General features: G+C 72.6%; 14 protein-coding genes. 3 read left to right on the top strand and 11 right to left on the bottom strand.

What is annotated here, in order from left to right; translation table 11 throughout:
• Positions 1-48 precede the first annotated feature (48 nt).
• From Sdagh_RS27395 to Sdagh_RS27385, 3 genes are read right to left on the bottom strand one after another with little or no spacing between them, the layout of a single operon-like run.
• Entirely contained in the window at positions 49-1,227 is a 1,179-nt protein-coding gene (locus tag Sdagh_RS27395; protein ID WP_189414757.1) for a dipeptidase, read from the bottom strand.
• 6 nt (positions 1,228-1,233) lie between these two features.
• Complete coding sequence (gene purE / locus Sdagh_RS27390; RefSeq protein WP_190076578.1) at positions 1,234-1,755, bottom strand: 5-(carboxyamino)imidazole ribonucleotide mutase; 522 nt, start codon at positions 1,753-1,755, stop codon at positions 1,234-1,236.
• The gene (locus Sdagh_RS27385; protein ID WP_189414755.1) at positions 1,752-2,891 is read right to left on the bottom strand and encodes a 5-(carboxyamino)imidazole ribonucleotide synthase; all 1,140 of its coding nucleotides are present in this window, start codon (positions 2,889-2,891) and stop codon (positions 1,752-1,754) included. Before Sdagh_RS27385 ends, purE begins: the two co-directional genes overlap by 4 nt.
• Before the next feature lie 166 nt (positions 2,892-3,057).
• On the opposite strand from Sdagh_RS27385, the gene Sdagh_RS27380 reads away from it, so the two are divergent.
• Positions 3,058-3,606, top strand: coding sequence for a GtrA family protein (locus Sdagh_RS27380; RefSeq protein ID WP_189414754.1), 549 nt, complete (start codon positions 3,058-3,060; stop codon positions 3,604-3,606).
• 22 nt (positions 3,607-3,628) lie between these two features.
• On the opposite strand, the gene Sdagh_RS27375 is transcribed toward Sdagh_RS27380, so the two are convergent.
• Both Sdagh_RS27375 and Sdagh_RS27370 read right to left on the bottom strand, forming a co-directional pair.
• A complete protein-coding gene (locus Sdagh_RS27375; RefSeq protein ID WP_189414753.1) occupies positions 3,629-4,903 on the bottom strand; it encodes a sensor histidine kinase in 1,275 nt (424 codons plus the stop codon).
• 13 nt (positions 4,904-4,916) lie between these two features.
• Positions 4,917-5,594, bottom strand: a complete 678-nt coding sequence (locus tag Sdagh_RS27370; RefSeq protein ID WP_189414752.1) for a response regulator transcription factor — start codon at positions 5,592-5,594, stop codon at positions 4,917-4,919.
• 520 nt (positions 5,595-6,114) lie between these two features.
• Between Sdagh_RS27370 and Sdagh_RS27365 the strand changes: the two genes are divergently transcribed.
• Complete coding sequence (locus tag Sdagh_RS27365) at positions 6,115-7,611, top strand: MFS transporter (RefSeq protein ID WP_190076579.1); 1,497 nt, start codon at positions 6,115-6,117, stop codon at positions 7,609-7,611.
• Between the two features lie 553 nt (positions 7,612-8,164).
• On the opposite strand, the gene Sdagh_RS27360 is transcribed toward Sdagh_RS27365, so the two are convergent.
• Positions 8,165-8,740, bottom strand: a complete 576-nt coding sequence (locus Sdagh_RS27360; protein ID WP_190076580.1) for an ATP-binding protein — start codon at positions 8,738-8,740, stop codon at positions 8,165-8,167.
• A gap of 232 nt (positions 8,741-8,972) precedes the next feature.
• Positions 8,973-9,350 (bottom strand): STAS domain-containing protein, encoded by a 378-nt coding sequence (locus tag Sdagh_RS27355; RefSeq protein ID WP_189414749.1) that lies wholly within the window; start codon positions 9,348-9,350, stop codon positions 8,973-8,975.
• Positions 9,351-9,601: 251 nt separating this feature from the next.
• On the opposite strand from Sdagh_RS27355, the gene Sdagh_RS27350 reads away from it, so the two are divergent.
• The gene (locus Sdagh_RS27350) at positions 9,602-10,516 is read left to right on the top strand and encodes an RNA polymerase sigma factor SigF (protein WP_189414823.1); all 915 of its coding nucleotides are present in this window, start codon (positions 9,602-9,604) and stop codon (positions 10,514-10,516) included.
• Positions 10,517-10,626: 110 nt separating this feature from the next.
• Here Sdagh_RS27350 and hutI read toward each other — a convergent pair whose 3' ends face one another.
• Genes hutI through hutU form a run of 4 tightly spaced genes read right to left on the bottom strand, consistent with a single transcriptional unit; the run spans position 10,627 to position 16,116 of the window.
• Positions 10,627-11,826 (bottom strand): imidazolonepropionase, encoded by a 1,200-nt coding sequence (gene hutI, locus Sdagh_RS27345; RefSeq protein ID WP_190076581.1) that lies wholly within the window; start codon positions 11,824-11,826, stop codon positions 10,627-10,629.
• A gap of 38 nt (positions 11,827-11,864) precedes the next feature.
• Positions 11,865-13,223 (bottom strand): formimidoylglutamate deiminase, encoded by a 1,359-nt coding sequence (locus Sdagh_RS27340; RefSeq protein ID WP_189414747.1) that lies wholly within the window; start codon positions 13,221-13,223, stop codon positions 11,865-11,867.
• Entirely contained in the window at positions 13,220-14,437 is a 1,218-nt protein-coding gene (locus Sdagh_RS27335; RefSeq protein WP_190009205.1) for an allantoate amidohydrolase, read from the bottom strand. Before Sdagh_RS27335 ends, Sdagh_RS27340 begins: the two co-directional genes overlap by 4 nt.
• Positions 14,434-16,116, bottom strand: a complete 1,683-nt coding sequence (hutU, locus tag Sdagh_RS27330; protein ID WP_189414745.1) for a urocanate hydratase — start codon at positions 16,114-16,116, stop codon at positions 14,434-14,436. The genes Sdagh_RS27335 and hutU overlap by 4 nt, the downstream gene beginning before the upstream one ends.
• Positions 16,117-16,243 lie beyond the last annotated feature (127 nt).

The raw sequence follows: 16,243 nt of genomic DNA, 5'->3' as shown, positions 1-16,243 counted from the left end.
GCGTTAGGGGGTACGCCGCCCGGCGTACCCCCCGGTGTCCCGGCCGGCTCAGCCGTCGAGCGCGTCCGGCGTGGCGTTGGACGGGCCGCGGGTGGCCCGCAGCGAACGGGCCACGTCCTCCGCGGCGCCCAGCACCCGTACCGCGTTCTTCCAGGTCAGCTTGGCCAGGTCGGCCTTGGACCAGCCGCGGTCGAGCAGCTCCGCGATGAGGTTCGGGTACCCGGAGACGTCGTCGAGGCCGGCCGGGGTGAACGGCGTGCCGTCGTAGTCGCCGCCGATGCCGAGGTGGTCGACGCCGGCGACCTCGCGCATGTGGTCGAGGTGGTCGGCGACCGTGGCGACGGTGGCCACCGGACGCGGCCGGCTCTCCTCGAAGGCGCGGTGCACCTTCATCGCGTCCGGCCCGGAGTCCAGCGGGTGGAAGCCGTGCGCCCGCATGTTCTCGTCGGCGGCGGCCGTCCAGTCCACGGCCGCCTGGAGGACGAACTTCGGCACGAACGTCACCATCGCCACGCCGCCGTTGGCGGGCAGCCGCTCCAGCACGTCGTCGGGGATGTTGCGGGGGTGGTCGCACACGGCCCGCGCGGAGGAGTGCGAGAAGATCACCGGCGCGGTGGAGGTGTCCAGCGCGTCCCGCATGGTCGACGCGGCGACGTGCGAGAGGTCCACCAGCATGCCCAGCCGGTTCATCTCCCGGACGACCTCGCGGCCGAACGCCGACAGGCCGCCGACGCCGGGCGCGTCGGTCGCGGAGTCCGCCCACGCCACGTTGTCGTTGTGGGTGAGCGTCATGTACCGCACGCCGAGCGCGTACAGCCCGCGCAGCGCCGCGAGGGAGTTCTCGATGGAGTGGCCGCCCTCCGCGCCCATCAGCGACGCGATCCGGCCCTCGGCCCGCGCGGCCTCCATGTCGGCGGCGGTCAGGGCGGCCCGCAGCTCGCCGGGGTGGCGGTCGATGAGCTGCGTCACGCAGTCGATCTGCTCCAGCGTCGCGGCGAGCGCGCCGGGCTGGTCGGAGCGGACGTACACCGACCAGTACTGCGCGCCGACGCCGCCCGCCCGCAGCCGGGCGAGGTCGGTGTGCAGGTGCGCGGACTGGTCGGCGGCGATGTCACGGGCGTCGAGGTCGTAACGGACCTGCTCGCGCAGCGCCCAGGGCAGGTCGTTGTGGCCGTCGACGACGGGGAACTCGCGCAGGAGCTCCCGGGCCTTCTCCAGTGAGGTCATGGGGACCTACTTCCCGAAACCGAAGGAGGCCGATCCCTCCACCTTGGTCCGCAGCCGCCTGCCCTTCTCGGTGGCCTGGTCGTTCAGCTCCTGCTGGAACTCGCGCATCCGGCCGAGCAGCTCCTCGTCGTGCGCGGCGAGGATGCGGGCGGCGAGCAGCCCGGCGTTGCGGGCGCCGCCGACCGAGACGGTCGCGACGGGCACCCCGGCCGGCATCTGCACGATCGACAGCAGGGAGTCCATGCCGTCGAGGTACTTCAGCGGCACGGGCACGCCGATGACCGGAAGCGGGGTGACGGAGGCGAGCATGCCGGGCAGGTGAGCGGCACCGCCCGCGCCCGCGATGATCGCCTTCAGCCCCCGGTCCGCGGCGTGCTCGCCGTACGCGACCATCTCCCGCGGCATCCGGTGGGCGGAGACGACGTCGACCTCGTAGGCGATCTCGAACTCGTCGAGGGCCTTCGCGGCGGCCTCCATGACGGGCCAGTCGGAGTCCGACCCCATGACGATGCCGACAACAGGGCTCATTCGGTGATCGTGCCTCTCAGGTAGCCGGCCGCGTGCCGGGCGCGTTCCAGTACGTCGTCCAGGTCGGCGCCGTAGGTGTTGACGTGGCCGACCTTGCGGCCGGGCTTCACGTCCTTGCCGTACATGTGGATCTTCAGCTGGGGGTCGCGGGCCATGCAGTGCAGGTACGCGGAGTACATGTCCGGGTAGTCGCCGCCGAGGACGTTGACCATGACCGTCCAGGGCGCGCGGGGGCGCGGGTCGCCCAGCGGGAGGTCGAGGACGGCGCGGACGTGGTTGGCGAACTGCGAGGTGATCGCGCCGTCCATGGACCAGTGGCCGGAGTTGTGCGGGCGCATCGCCAGTTCGTTGACGAGGACGCGGCCGTCGCGGGTCTGGAACAGCTCGACGGCGAGGTGGCCGACCACGCCGAGTTCCTTGGCGATGCCGAGGGCCATCTCCTCGGCCCTGAGCGCCAGCTCCTCGTCCAGTCCGGGGGCGGGGGCGATGACCGTGTCGCACACGCCGTTCACCTGCCGGGACTCCACCACCGGGTAGGCGACGGCCTGGCCGTGCGGGGAGCGGACGACGTTGGCGGCCAGCTCGCGGACGAAGTCGACCTTCTCCTCGGCGAGGACGGGAACGCCCGCGCGGAACGGCTCGGCGGCCTCCTCGGCGGAGTCCACGACCCACACGCCCTTGCCGTCGTACCCGCCGCGGACCGTCTTGAGAACGACCGGAAAACCGTCGCCCTCCGCCGCGAACGCGGCCACGTCGGCCGGATCGCGGACGATCCGGTGCCGCGGGCACGGCACCCCGATCTCCATGAGCTTCGCCCGCATCACGCCCTTGTCCTGGGCGTGCACCAGCGCGTCCGGGCCGGGGCGGACGGGGATGCCGTCCGCCTCCAGGGCGCGGAGGTGCTCGGTGGGCACGTGCTCGTGATCGAAGGTGATCACGTCACAGCCGCGCGCGAACTCGCGGAGCGTGTCCAGGTCGCGGTAGTCGCCGACGACGACATCGCTCACCACCTGGGCCGCGGAGTCCTGAGGAGTGTCACTGAGGAGCTTGAACCTGATGCCCAACGGGATGCCCGCTTCGTGCGTCATACGCGCGAGCTGGCCCCCGCCGACCATGCCGACTACCGGAAACGTCACGCCCCTAGCGTATCGGCAGCCCGGAGGGAGGCCGCTTCCCGGCCGTTTTCGCCGGTCCGGGCCCCCGCTCGCCCGGCTCCCGGCCGGTCGTCCACAGGAAATTCGCGCGGGCGGGTGGTTAGCATGGCTGGGTTGACGCCGACGACGGACGGGGGCCTGCACGAGCATGGGACATGGTTCCTCGGTGCCACCGGCGCCTCCCGCGCCCCCGGGCGCCTTCCGGCAGCGCGTGGCCGGGCTCGTCCGCGAGGTGGTGAAGTTCGGCGCGGTGGGCGGCGCGGGCGTCCTGGTCAACCTCCTCGTCTTCAACCTGGTCCGGCACTCCACCGACCTCCAGGTGGTGCGGGCCAGCATCGTCGCCACGGTCGTCGCGATCGTCTTCAACTACCTGGGCTTTCGCTACTTCACCTACCGGGACCGCGACAAGAGCCGCCGTACCAAGGAGATGTCGCTCTTCCTGCTGTTCAGCGCGGTCGGCCTGGTGATCGAGAACGGCGTGCTGTTCACGGCGACGTACGGCTTCGGCTGGGACAGCCCGCTGCAGAGCAACATCTTCAAGTTCCTCGGCATCGGCCTCGGCACGCTGTTCCGGTTCTGGTCCTACCGCTCCTGGGTGTTCCGCGCGCTGCCCGCCCGGGACGCCGTGGCCCGCGCCGAGTCCTTCCTGGAGCACGAGAGCCCGACGGCGGCGCCCGCGCCGGGCCGCTCCCGCTGACCCTTCCGCGCCGGGCCGTACGTCACCTGACGGTGCGGTCCGCCTCGGACTCGTCCGGTTCCGGCGGCTGGGTGCGGGAGAGGAACAGCCCGAAGACCGGCGGGTTGGACTGGAGCAGCTCCAGCCGTCCGCCGTCCGCCTCGGCCAGGTCCCGGGCGACGGCCAGTCCGATGCCGGTGGAGTTCCGCCCGCTGATGGTGCGCTCGAAGATCCGCGCGCCGAGGTCGGCGGGGACGCCCGGCCCCTCGTCGGTGACCTCGACCACGGCCTGGTTGCCGGTGACGCGGGTGCGCAGGGCGACCGTGCCGCCGCCGTGCATCAGGGAGTTCTCGATCAGCGCGGCCAGCACCTGGGCGACCGCGCCGGGCGTGCCGACCGCCGTCAGGTGCCGCTTGCCGGAGGAGACGATCGCCCGGCCGGCGCTGCGGTAGGCGGGGCGCCACTCGGCGATCTGCTGCTGGATGACGTCGTCCAGCTCGAAGGTGACGGCGGAGCCGCTGCGCGGGTCGCGCGAGTTGGTCAGCAGCCGCTCGACCACGTCGGTGAGCCGCTCGACCTGGGCCAGCGCGATGGTCGCCTCCTCCTTCACCGTCTCCGGCTCGTCGGTGAGGGTGATCTCCTCCAGCCGCATCGACAACGCGGTCAGCGGCGTGCGGAGCTGGTGGGAGGCGTCGGCGGCGAGGCGGCGTTCGGCGGTGAGCATCCGGGCGATGCGCTCGGCCGAGGAGTCCAGCACGTCGGCGACCCGGTCCAGCTCGGGGACGCCGTAGCGCTTGTGGCGGGGGCGGGGGTCGCCGGAGCCGAGGCGCTCGGCGGTCTCGGCGAGGTCGGTGAGGGGGGAGGCGAGGCGGTTGGCCTGGCGGACGGCGAGCAGGACGGCGGCGATCACCGCGAGCAGCGCCACCAGCCCGATGATCAGCAGGGTCCGGCCGACCTCCCGGGTCACCGAGGAGCGCGGCTCCTGGACGACGACCGTCTCGCCCTCCTCGCCGGTGGCCTCGCCCCGGATGACCTCACCGGACGGCTCGCTGCCGACCTCGATGGGCCGCTCGCCGGGGATGCGGATGACGGCGTACCGGTCGCCCTCGACCTGGCGGCGCAGCACCTCTGCGTCGACGCTGCCGGTGCCGAGCAGCCGGCTGTCCACGATGCTGGCGAGCCGGGCGGCCTCCAGGTCCACCCGCTCCTGGGCGGTGCTGCTGATGGTCTGCGCCTCGACGATGACCAGGGAGACGCCGAAGACGGCGATCACGACGAGCACCACGGCGAGCGTGGACTGGATCAGTCGGCGGCGCATGGTCCCTTACGTATCAGTTCTTCTCGAAGCGGAAGCCGACGCCGCGCACCGTGGCGATGTAGCGGGGGTTGGCGGCGTCGTCGCCGAGCTTCTTGCGCAGCCAGGAGATGTGCATGTCGAGGGTCTTGGTCGAGGACCACCAGGTGGTGTCCCAGACCTCGCGCATGAGCTGGTCGCGGGTGACGACCCGGCCGGCGTCGCGCACCAGCACCCGCAGCAGGTCGAACTCCTTGGCCGTGAGCTGGAGCTCCTCCTCGCCCATCCAGGCCCGGTGCGACTCGACGTCGATGCGCACGCCGTGCGTGGCCGGCGGCTGCTGGGGCTCGGCGGCGCCGCGCCGCAGCAGGGCCCGGACCCGGGCGAGCAGCTCGGCGAGGCGGAAGGGCTTGGTGACGTAGTCGTCGGCGCCCGCGTCCAGGCCGACGACGGTGTCCACCTCGTCGGCGCGCGCGGTCAGGATCAGGATCGGCACCGAGTGGCCCTCGGAACGCAGCCGGCGGGCGACCTCCAGGCCGTCCATGCCGGGCAGGCCCAGGTCCAGCACGACCAGGTCCACACCGCCCTGCATCCCGGCGTCGAGCGCCGTGGGTCCGTCCTCACGCACCTCGACCTCGTACCCTTCCCGGCGCAGTGCGCGGGCCAGCGGCTCCGAGATGGACGCGTCGTCCTCGGCGAGCAGTACACGGGTCATGAGCCGATGGTAGTCCGCCCGGGACAACGCCCGAGGTGAGATCGGTGCGGGGCGTTCTTACCTCCGGACATGCCGGATTCGTACCCCGGGCCCCCGGGAGAGAGCCCTTCGGAAAGGGAGGGTGGAATGTAGTATTCCGGTTCCATCACTCCCTGTGATCCGCATCTCAAGTCCTTCCATACCGGGCAGTACCTTGCCTTATGGTGGATTAACGCCTGAAGCACCGCAGGGACCTTTGGCGAGGCGCGCTGGCTCTTGACGCCGAAGGTCTCTTTCGTGTGCGGGCCGGCCGCGGTTCTTCCCGTGCGGCCGGTCTCGAAAGGAATGACCTGTGGCCGGGCCTCGCAGCGCAGAGCCGCGCGCCGAGGCGTGGATCCCGGTGGTCACCGTCCACCGTCCCGTGATCCGGGGCGGACGCCCCGCAGGCGTGGGGTGGACGGCCCGACCCGCCGGTGCCGGCCTGCCCCCCACCGGGCGCGCATCGCCTCCGTGAGCGCGTCCCGACCAGCAAGGATCGACCATGGCGTCCAGCCTGACGAAGGACTCGGTCACCCCGGGCACCCCCGGCTCCGAGAAGACCTTCTTCGGCCACCCGAGGGGTCTGGCCACCCTCTTCATGACCGAGATGTGGGAGCGTTTCTCCTACTACGGCATGCGGGCCCTGCTTCCGCTGTACCTGGTGGCCCCGGGCGGTCTCGGCATGAACGCCGGCACCGCCACCGCGATCTACTCGGTGTACCTGTCGCTGGTGTACCTGCTCACGATGCCGGGCGGCTGGTTCGGCGACCGTGTCTGGGGCCCGCGCAAGACCGTCGCCATCGCGGGCGGCATCATCATGCTCGGCCACCTCACGCTGGCGCTTCCCACCTCCGGCACGTTCTTCGCCGGGCTCGGCCTGGTCGCGATCGGCTCGGGTCTGCTGAAGGCCAACATCTCCACGATGGTCGGCCAGCTCTACAAGGGCCCGGACGACCCCCGCCGCGACGGCGGCTTCACCGTCTTCTACATGGGCATCAACCTGGGCGCCTTCGTCGCGCCCCTGGTCATCGGCACCATCGGTGAGAACGTCAACTGGCACCTGGGCTTCGCGCTGGCCGCGGTCGGCATGGCCGTCGGTGTCGCGCAGTTCCTGATCGGCAGCCGCCACCTGGACCCGCACTCCAGCGTCGTCCCGAAGCCGCTGTCCGCCGCGGAGAAGACCTCGACCCTGCGCAAGTCCGCCTTCTGGGCCGCCGTCGCGGTCGTCTTCTACGCGATCGTCGGCTTCTCCGGCCACTACACGCTGAACTGGATCCTGGTCCCGCTGACCCTGCTCGGCGTGATCATCCCGATCCTGGTGCTGGCCCGCATCAAGCGCGACAAGTCCCTGGACCGCTCCGAGCAGTCCAAGATGTCGGCGTACATCTGGTTCTTCGTCGCCGCGGCCGTCTTCTGGATGATCTACGACCAGGGCGGCTCGACCCTGTCGATCTTCGCCGAGTCCTCCGCCGAGAACAGCGTCCTCGGCTGGTCCTTCCCGGTCTCCTGGTACCAGTCGGTCAACCCGGTCATCATCATGGCGCTGGCCCCGGTCTTCGCCACGCTCTGGCTGGCGCTGGCCCGGCGCGGCAAGGAGCCGAGCACGATCGTGAAGTTCTCGTTCGGCCTGGTCCTGGTCGGCGCGTCCTTCTTCCTCTTCCTGGCCCCGCTGGCCATCGCCGACGGGGGGCACAAGGCGGCGGCGCTCTGGCTGGTCGCGATCTACTTCGTCCAGACCTGCGGCGAGCTGCTGCTCTCCCCGGTCGGCCTGTCGGTGACGACGAAGATGGCGCCGGCGAAGTACGCCTCGCAGATGATGGGCGTCTGGTTCCTGGCCGTCACCGCCGGTGACGCGACGACGGGTCTGCTCTCCATCGCCGGTGTCGACCTGAACAAGACCGGCATCGTCGCGGCGGAGGCGACGCTCGCCGTGGTCGCGGGCGTGGCGGTGTGGATGTACCGCAAGCGCGTGAAGACCATGATGGGCGACGTCCGGTAACGCCGCCCGTCGGCCCGGTTTCGGACAGGAGGGTCACCGTCCCCACGGGACGGTGACCCTCCTGTCGTTCCGTGGACGCGGGCCGGCAGCCGTGGCCGCGGATGCCGCCTCGGGAACAGGGACGGGGCCGGCATCGCCTCGGGAACGGGGACGCGGACCGGCATCCCCTCGGGAACGGGGACGGGGGCCGGCAGCCGAGGCCGCAAGTCCACCTCACGAACGGAAGCGCGGGCCGGCAGTCGAGGCCGCAGGTGCCACTCAGGAACAGGGACACGGATCGGCAGCCATGGCCGCAGGTGCCACCTCACGAACAGGGACACGGACCGGCAGCCATGGCCGCAGGTGCCACCTCGGGAAAAGGGACGCGGGTCGGTAGCCGTGGAGGAGCCAGGCCGCGGAGTCCGCCCCGCGCGGCCGGGAAGCCGCGGGGGCCCGCCCTGAGCGGTCGAGAGGCCGCGTGGCCGCCCCCTGAGCAGTCGGAGAGCCGCAGGAGGCCGCCCCGCGCGCCGCGAGCCCGTGGGGGCCGCTCTCTGCGCGCCGGGGCGGGTTCGGGCTACGCCGGTGCCGCCAGCTCCGCCCAGACGGTCTTGCCCGCGACGCCCGGGGAGCGTACGACGCCCCAGTCCAGGCAGAGCCGCTGCACGATGAACATGCCGTGGCCGCCGGGGCGGCCGGCGCGGTGCGGGGTGCGGGGCGAGGGCTGGCCGGCGCCCCGGTCGGAGACCTCCAGCCGGATCACCTTGCGGTCGCAGCTGATCCACAGCTCGTCCGGCCCCTCAGCGTGCAGGCACGCGTTGGTGACCAGCTCGGAGACGACCAGCAGGACGTCCTCCGCGGCGGCCCGCTGGTCGGCCGTGTCGGAGGGCAGCCAGCCCCACGCCTGGAGCGCCTGGCGGGTGAAGTCGCGAGCGAGCGGCACCACACCGCTCTCGCCGTCGAAGCTCAGTCTGCGGGTCTGGCGGCCGGTGGCGGCGGTCGGCGCGGCCACGCCCCCTTCGGACGCCCCGGTCACGGGCGCACGCCCCGCGGCGGACTCCCCGGTCACGGGCGCGCCCGGCGCGGACGCCCCGGAAGCGCCGCTGGGCTCCGGACCGCGGTCGCCCGGCGGGTAGGGCCGGGTGGTGCTCATCAGCGCTTCACCTCACCGATTCACCAATTCATGATTCAACGTCGTTCACAGTCAGTCAGTATGCGGTCGGTACGCCCGCCCCCGGTTTCCCCGTTCCGGCAGCCGACAGGTTCAGGATGTCTCCTGCCCGACCCGACCGACAGAACACCCCTGTATTCGGCACGAATCACAGGACGGGGCGGGACCACCGGTCACAGGGGGCGCGGACCTGCCGCGGGCGCGCCGGGCCGGCTCAGCCGGACTCGTCCGCCAAGGCCGTGTCGAGGGTGTCATGGACGGTGAAGACCGCGTCCGCCCCGGTGATCTCGAAGACCCGCGCCACCACGGGCTGCATGCCGACCAGATGGACGCCACCCCCCGCGGCCTCCGCCTTCAGCCGCGCGCCGAGCAGGACGTTGAGTCCCGTGGAGTCACAGAACTCCAGGCGCGAGCAGTCGACCACGAGTCGACTGAATCCCTTGTCCAGGCAGTCGTCCAGCGGCTCGCGCAACAGATCGGCGGTGTGGTGATCCAACTCACCCGCCGGGGTCACGACGGCACTGGGGCCCTCCTGCCGCACCTCCACCAGAAGGCGGCCAGACTGTGTACTGCCGACCGTCCCGCGGTCCATGCCGTCTCTCTCTCCCGACGTCGACGCTCTTGCTGACGCCCTCGAACACTACGCCTTCCGTACGCCCATTGACACCCGACCATCCACACAGAAACGGACATAAGCGAACAAAATGCACTTGCGGAGGGCTCGGTGCAGCCGGTAGGGCTAGTAAGAACACACAACCGACACGGCCGGCTTTGGAGGCGCCGCACACCGCAGTGCACGCAACTGGCTTCGGCAGCCGTATGCCGAGAACGATGGAGGACACCATGTCACCCCGGCTCGACGCATCGCGTACCCAGAAAGCGACGTCGACACCCCCTCCGGAACCACTGGATCCCATCGACCCCACCGGGACCGCCGTCGCGCACGACGGCGCCCTCGCCGGGCTTCCGGACATCCCCGCGTTCGACGAGGTGGCCCCGGCGGACGCCCGGGCCCTGTCCAGAACCCTCTTCGAGCGCCTGGAGACGCTGGAGGAAGGCACGCACGAGTACGCGTACGTACGCAACACGCTCGTCGAGCTCAACCTCGCGCTGGTCAAGTTCGCCGCCTCCCGCTTCCGCTCGCGCAGCGAGCCGATGGAGGACATCATCCAGGTCGGCACGATCGGCCTGATCAAGGCGATCGACCGCTTCGAACTGTCGCGGGGCGTGGAGTTCCCCACGTTCGCCATGCCGACGATCATCGGCGAGATCAAGCGGTTCTTCCGCGACACCTCGTGGTCCGTGCGCGTCCCGCGCCGCCTCCAGGAACTCCGCCTGGACCTCGCCAAGGCCGGTGACGAGCTGGCCCAGAAGCTCGACCGCGCGCCGACGGTCGCCGAACTGGCGGAGCGGCTCGGCATCACCAGCGAGGAGGTCGTCGAGGGCATGGCCGCGTCCAACGCGTACACGGCCGCCTCGCTGGACGCCCAGCCGGAGGAGGACGACGCGGAGGGCGCGCTCGCGGACCGGATCGGCTACGAGGACCACGGGCTCGAAGGCATCGAGTACGTCGAGTCGCTGAAGCCGCTGATCGCCGAGCTGCCGCCGCGCGACCGGAAGATCCTCTCCCTCCGCTTCGTCGCGGGCATGACCCAGTCGGAGATCGGCGAGGAGCTGGGCATCTCCCAGATGCACGTCTCCCGGCTGCTGTCGCGGACGCTGGTGAAGCTGCGCAAGGGGCTGACGGTCGAGGAGTGACCCGAGCCTCCCGAGCCGCCGCCGCCGGGTGACGGTTGTGCTGCCGTGAGAGGGGCGGTCCCGGCGCGGACCGCCCCTCTCACGCTGCCGCCCGCCCCCGCGCGCCGGCCTCACACGGCGCGCACGCCCCGCCGCCACACTCCCGCGACCAGCGGCACGCCGGGCCGGTAGGCCAGATGGACGTGGCTCGGCGCGTCGAGGAGGGTCAGGTCGGCGTAGGCGCCCGGCGCGATGCGGCCGATGTCCTCCCGGCGCAGCGCCGCCGCGCCGCCCGCGGTGGCCGCCCACACCGCCTCGTCCGGGGTCATTCCCATGTCGCGTACGGCGAGCGCGATGCAGAAGGGGACGGAGGACGTGAAGGAGGAGCCGGGGTTGCAGTCCGTGGAGAGCGCGACCGTGGCGCCGGCGTCGAGCAGGCGCCGGGCGTCGGGCCACTCGGCGCGGGTGGAGAACTCGGCGCCGGGCAGCAGGGTGGCGACCGTGCGGCTGTGCGCGAGGGCGTCCACGTCGGCGTCGGTGAGATGGGTGCAGTGGTCGGCGCTGGCGGCGTCGAGTTCCACGGCGAGCCGGACGCCGGGGCCGTGGGTGAGCTGGTTGGCGTGGATGCGGGGGTGCAGCCCCCTGGCCTTGCCCGCGGTGAGGATCGCGCGGGCCTGGTCGCCGTCGAAGGCGCCCTGCTCGCAGAAGACGTCGATCCAGCGGGCGTGCGGGGCGCAGGCGTCGAGCATCTCGCCGGTGACCAGGTCGACGTAGGCGGCGGGGTCGTCGGCGAGTTCGGGCGCGACGACGTGGGCGCCGAGGAAGGTGACCTCCTCGGTGTGGCGGGCGGCGATCCGCAGGGCGCGGGACTCGTCGGCGGTGGTCAGGCCGTAGCCGGACTTGGTCTCGAAGGTGGTCGTGCCCTGGCGCAGGGCCTCGCGGAGGTGGCGGGTGAGGTTGGCCTCCAGTTCCGCGTCGGTCGCGGCGCGGGTGGCGGCGACCGTGGTCCGGATGCCGCCGGCGCTGTAGGGGCGGCCGGACATCCGGGCGTTGAACTCCTCGGTGCGGTCGCCGGCGAAGAGCAGGTGGGAGTGGGAGTCGACGAAGCCGGGCAGGACGGCCCGGCCGCCGGCGTCGACCCGCTTGTCAGTGGCGGGTGCTTTGCTTGATTCACCGGTCCACGCGACGCGGTCGCCGTCGATGACGACGGCCGCGTCCCGGACCAGGCCCAGGGGGGTTCCGGTGCCGAGGGAGGTGTCGTTGGTGACCAGCGTGGCGATGTTGGTGATGACCGTGCTGCCGTGGTGCGCGCTGTCGGTGCTGCTGCTCATGGCGTCGTCCTCGGGGGTGGCGTGCGGGGGCGGGTCGGTCAGGCGCGCAGGGCCGCCACGGCCCGCGCGAGCGCGTCCGGCACGTCCGGTACGCGGGTGTGGGCCCCGTCGCGCACGATGTGCCGGCCGTCCACGACCGTGTGCCGTACGTCGGCCGCCGTCGCCGCGAATACGGCCGCCTCGGCGCCGAGCCTGGGCAGCGGCCCCGCGGTCCTGACCGAGTCCAGGGCGACGGTCGTCAGGTCGGCGCGGGCGCCGGTCTCCAGGGCGCCGGTGTCGTCCCAGCCGAGCGCCGCGTGGCCGTCGGCGGTGGCGGCGCGCAGCAGCGCGGTGACCGTCCAGTGGCCCCGGGTGCGGGTGCGCAGCCGCTCGTTCAGCTCCAGGGCGCGGGCCTCTTCGAGCAGGTCGATGACGGCGTGGCTGTCGGAGCCGAGGCTGAGCGGGGAGCCGGCCCGCTGGAGCGCGGTGGCGGGTCCGATGCCGTCCGCGAGGTCCCGTTCGGTCGTCGGGCACATGCAGGTACCGGTGCCGCTGTCCCCGATCAGCGCGATGTCGGCGTCGGTGAGGTGGGTGTTGTGCACGCCGGTGGTGCGCGGTCCGAGGATGCCGTGGTCGGCGAGGAGCTGGGCGGGGGTGCGGCCGTGCGCCTCCCGGCAGGCGTCGTTCTCGGCGGTCTGCTCGGAGAGGTGGACGTGGAGCGGGGCCCGCCGCTCCTCGGCCCAGCGGGCCACGGTCGCCAACTGGCCGGCGGGCACGGCCCGTACGGAGTGCACGGCGGCCCCGATCCGCGCGTGGTCCCGTTCCTTGAGGAGTGAGGAGCGCAGCGCCCAGTCGTCCGCCGTGCCGTCGGAGAAGCGGAGCTGGTGCCGGTTCGGAGGCTGTCCGAAACCGGCGGAGAGGTAGCAGGTGTCGAGGAGGGTGATGCGGATGCCGGCCTCGGCGGCGGCCTCGATCAGCGCCTCGCCCATGGCGTTGGGGTCGGCGTAGGGCGTGCCGCCGGGGGTGTGGTGGACGTAGTGGAACTCGCCGACGGTGGTGATGCCGGCGAGGGCCATCTCGGCGTACACGGCACGGGCGAGGGCGTAGTAGTTCTCCGGGGTGAGGCGGTCGGCGACGGAGTACATCACCTCGCGCCAGGTCCAGAAGGTGCCGGAGCCCACCTGGACGGTGCCGCGCAGGGCGCGGTGGAAGGCGTGGCTGTGGGCGTTGGCCAGGCCCGGCAGGGTCAGTCCGCGCAGGACCTCGGCGCCGGGCGGCGGGGCGGGGGTCTCCTGGCGGACGGCGGTGATGCGGCCGTCCGCCACGTCGAGGGCGACGCCCGGCTCGACACGGGTGCCGAGCCAGGCGTGCTCCAGCCAGTACGTCCGCCGGGGGGCGGTCGCGTGCGGGGAGGTCACGGGCAGGCCAGTCCTTCCAGTACGTCGGCGAGGGCGAGGACCCCGGCCGTGCAGTCGTCCTCGGTGGCGGACTCGGCCGGGGAGTGCGAGACGCCGGTGGGGTTGCGCACGAACAGCATGGCGGTCGGGACGCGTCCGGAGAGGATTCCGGCGTCGTGTCCGGCGCCGGTGCCGAGGACGGGCACCTTGAGGCCGGCGGTGGTGCCGAGGATGCGGGCGAGTTCGTCGCGCAGGGCGTGGTCGAACTCGACGACGGGGGTGAAGGACTCCCGGGTGACGTCGAGGGTGGCGCCGTGGGCGGCGGCGTGGGCGCGGGCGGCCCGTTCGATGCCGGCGACCACGGTGTCCAGGGTGTCCTGGCCCTCGGCGCGGGAGTCGAGCCAGCCGCGCACCAGGGACGGGACGGCGTTGACCCCGTTGGGTTCGACGGCGACCTTGCCGAAGGTGGCGACCGCACCGGCGAGGGCGGCCTCGCGGCGGGCGGCGAGGACGGTCTCGGCGTAGGGCAGCATCGGGTCGCGGCGGTCGGTGAGGCGGGTGGTGCCGGCGTGGTTGGCCTCGCCGCGGAAGTCGAACCGCCAGCGGCCGTGCGGCCAGATGGCGGAGGCGATGCCGACCGGGTCGCCGGACAGGTCCAGGGCGCGGCCCTGTTCGACGTGGAGTTCCACGAAGGCGCCGATGCGGGCGAGCCGTTCGGGGTCGGGGCCGAGGGCACCGGGGTCGTGTCCGGCGGCTTCCATGGCCCGCGGGAGCGTGATGCCCTCGGCGTCGGTCAGGCGGTGGGCCTGTTCGGCGGTGAGCGCCCCGGCGGTGAGCCGGGAGCCGACGCAGGCGAGGCCGAAACGGGCGCCCTCCTCGTCGCCGAAGTTGACGATGCCGAGCGGCTTGGCGAACCGCGCTCCGCGGCGGCGCAGTTCGTCCAGGGCGGCGAAGGCGGACACCACGCCGAGGGGTCCGTCGAAGGCGCCGCCGTCGGGCACGGAGTCCAGGTGGGAGCCGGTGACGACGGCGTCCCCGGCGGCCGGGTCGCCGAGCCAGGCCCACTGGTTGCCGTTGCGGTCCACCTCGTGGGTGAGGCCCCGGTCGCGGGCCTGCTGGGCGAACCAGGCCCGGCAGTCGGCGTCCGCGCCGGTCCAGGCGAAGCGCCGGTAGCCGCCGGAGGCGGCGGCGCGGCCGATCGGCAGCAGCTCCGCCCACATGCTGTGGAAGCTCACGCGGCGCCGCCCCCGTCGCCGGCGCCGCCCTCGCGCATGGGGACGCGGACGTGGCGCTCGTCGGCGACCGCCTCGGCGATGTCGTAGCCGGCGTCGACGTGCCGGATGACGCCCATGCCGGGGTCGTTGGTGAGGACGCGGCGGATCTTCTCCCCGGCGAGCTTCGTGCCGTCGGCGACGGTGACCTGCCCGGCATGGATCGAGCGGCCCATGCCGACGCCGCCGCCGTGGTGGATCGAGACCCAGGAGGCGCCGGAGGCCACGTTGACCATGGCGTTGAGCAGGGGCCAGTCGGCGATGGCGTCGGAGCCGTCGAGCATGGCCTCGGTCTCGCGGTAGGGGGAGGCGACGGAGCCGCAGTCGAGGTGGTCGCGGCCGATGACGACGGGCGCGGCCAGTTCGCCGCTCGCGACCATGTCGTTGAACCGCTCGCCGGCCTTGTCGCGTTCGCCGTAGCCGAGCCAGCAGATGCGGGCGGGCAGGCCCTGGAAGTGGACGCGCTCGCCGGCCATGTCGATCCAGCGGGCCAGCGACTCGTTCTCCGGGAAGAGGTCGAGGACCGCCCGGTCGGTCGCGGCGATGTCGGCGGGGTCGCCGGAGAGCGCGGCCCAGCGGAAGGGGCCCTTGCCCTCGCAGAAGAGGGGACGGATGTAGGCGGGGACGAAACCGGGGAAGGCGAAGGCCCGGTCGTACCCGGCGAGCCGGGCCTCGCCGCGGAGGGAGTTGCCGTAGTCGAAGACCTCGGCGCCGGCGTCCTGGAAGCCGACCATGGCCTCCACGTGCCGGGCCATGGACTCGCGGGCGCGGGTGGTGAAGCCGGCCGGGTCCTTGGCGGCGGCGTCGGCCATGTCCTCGAAGGCGATCCCGGTGGGCAGGTAGGCGAGCGGGTCGTGGGCCGAGGTCTGGTCGGTGACGATGTCGATGGGGGCGCCCAGGGCGAGGAGCCGCGGCACGGTCTCGGCGGCGTTGCCCAGCAGGCCGATGGAGAGCGGCCGGCGCCGGTCGCGGGCCTCGGTGGCGAGGCGGAGGGCGTGTTCCAGGCTGTCGGCCCGTACGTCGAGGTAGCGGTGCTCGATACGGCGGTCGATGGCGCGGGGGTCGCAGTCGACGCAGATCGCGACGCCGTCGTTCATGGTGACGGCGAGGGGCTGGGCGCCGCCCATGCCGCCGAGGCCGGCGGTGAGGGTGATGGTCCCGGCGAGGGTGCCGCCGAACTTCTTGGCGGCGACGGCGGCGAAGGTCTCGTAGGTGCCCTGGAGGATGCCCTGGGTGCCGATGTAGATCCAGGAACCGGCCGTCATCTGCCCGTACATGGTCAGGCCGAGGGCCTCCAGGCGGCGGAACTCCTCCCAGTTGGCCCAGTCACCGACGAGGTTGGAGTTGGCGATGAGGACGCGCGGGGCCCATTCGTGGGTCTGCATGACGCCGACCGGCCGGCCCGACTGGACGAGCATCGTCTCGTCCTGCTTGAGGGTCTCGAGGGTGCGGACCATCGCGTCGAAGGACCGCCAGTCGCGGGCGGCCTTTCCCGTCCCGCCGTAGACGACGAGCTGGTCGGGGTGCTCGGCGACCTCCGGGTCGAGGTTGTTCTGCAGCATGCGCAGGGCGGCCTCCTGCTGCCATCCCGGGGCGCTGAGCTGCGTGCCTCGCGGTGCGCGGACGGGGCGGGGTCCTGACATGGCGGCCTCCTGAGGGCTGGTTCCCGACGCGATGTTGCATGCCTATTCACATAGTTGCGAGATGAATAGAGCTAGTCAACATGTCGTGGGGGGCGCGCGTGGCGGCCGTCGGGTGTTTGGCTGGACG

It is taken from the genome of Streptomyces daghestanicus (genome assembly GCF_020521275.1).
In the GTDB taxonomy this organism is placed as follows: Bacteria; Actinomycetota; Actinomycetes; order Streptomycetales; family Streptomycetaceae; genus Streptomyces; species Streptomyces griseoviridis.
Note: the sequence above shows the minus strand (reverse complement) of the source record. Positions and strands in the feature narration are given on the sequence as shown.

Bases quoted from the DNA above. Each gene is read 5' to 3' on its own strand.
- Sdagh_RS27395 (WP_189414757.1), bottom strand. From the start codon at position 1,227: ATGACCTCACTGGAGAAGGCCCGGGAGCTCCTGCGCGAGTTCCCCGTC.
- purE (WP_190076578.1), bottom strand. From the start codon at position 1,755: ATGAGCCCTGTTGTCGGCATCGTCATGGGGTCGGACTCCGACTGGCCC.
- Sdagh_RS27380 (WP_189414754.1), top strand. From the start codon at position 3,058: ATGGGACATGGTTCCTCGGTGCCACCGGCGCCTCCCGCGCCCCCGGGC.
- Sdagh_RS27375 (WP_189414753.1), bottom strand. From the start codon at position 4,903: ATGCGCCGCCGACTGATCCAGTCCACGCTCGCCGTGGTGCTCGTCGTG.
- Sdagh_RS27370 (WP_189414752.1), bottom strand. From the start codon at position 5,594: ATGACCCGTGTACTGCTCGCCGAGGACGACGCGTCCATCTCGGAGCCG.
- Sdagh_RS27365 (WP_190076579.1), top strand. From the start codon at position 6,115: ATGGCGTCCAGCCTGACGAAGGACTCGGTCACCCCGGGCACCCCCGGC.
- Sdagh_RS27360 (WP_190076580.1), bottom strand. From the start codon at position 8,740: ATGAGCACCACCCGGCCCTACCCGCCGGGCGACCGCGGTCCGGAGCCC.
- Sdagh_RS27355 (WP_189414749.1), bottom strand. From the start codon at position 9,350: ATGGACCGCGGGACGGTCGGCAGTACACAGTCTGGCCGCCTTCTGGTG.
- Sdagh_RS27350 (WP_189414823.1), top strand. From the start codon at position 9,602: ATGTCACCCCGGCTCGACGCATCGCGTACCCAGAAAGCGACGTCGACA.
- hutI (WP_190076581.1), bottom strand. From the start codon at position 11,826: ATGAGCAGCAGCACCGACAGCGCGCACCACGGCAGCACGGTCATCACC.
- hutU (WP_189414745.1), bottom strand. From the start codon at position 16,116: ATGTCAGGACCCCGCCCCGTCCGCGCACCGCGAGGCACGCAGCTCAGC.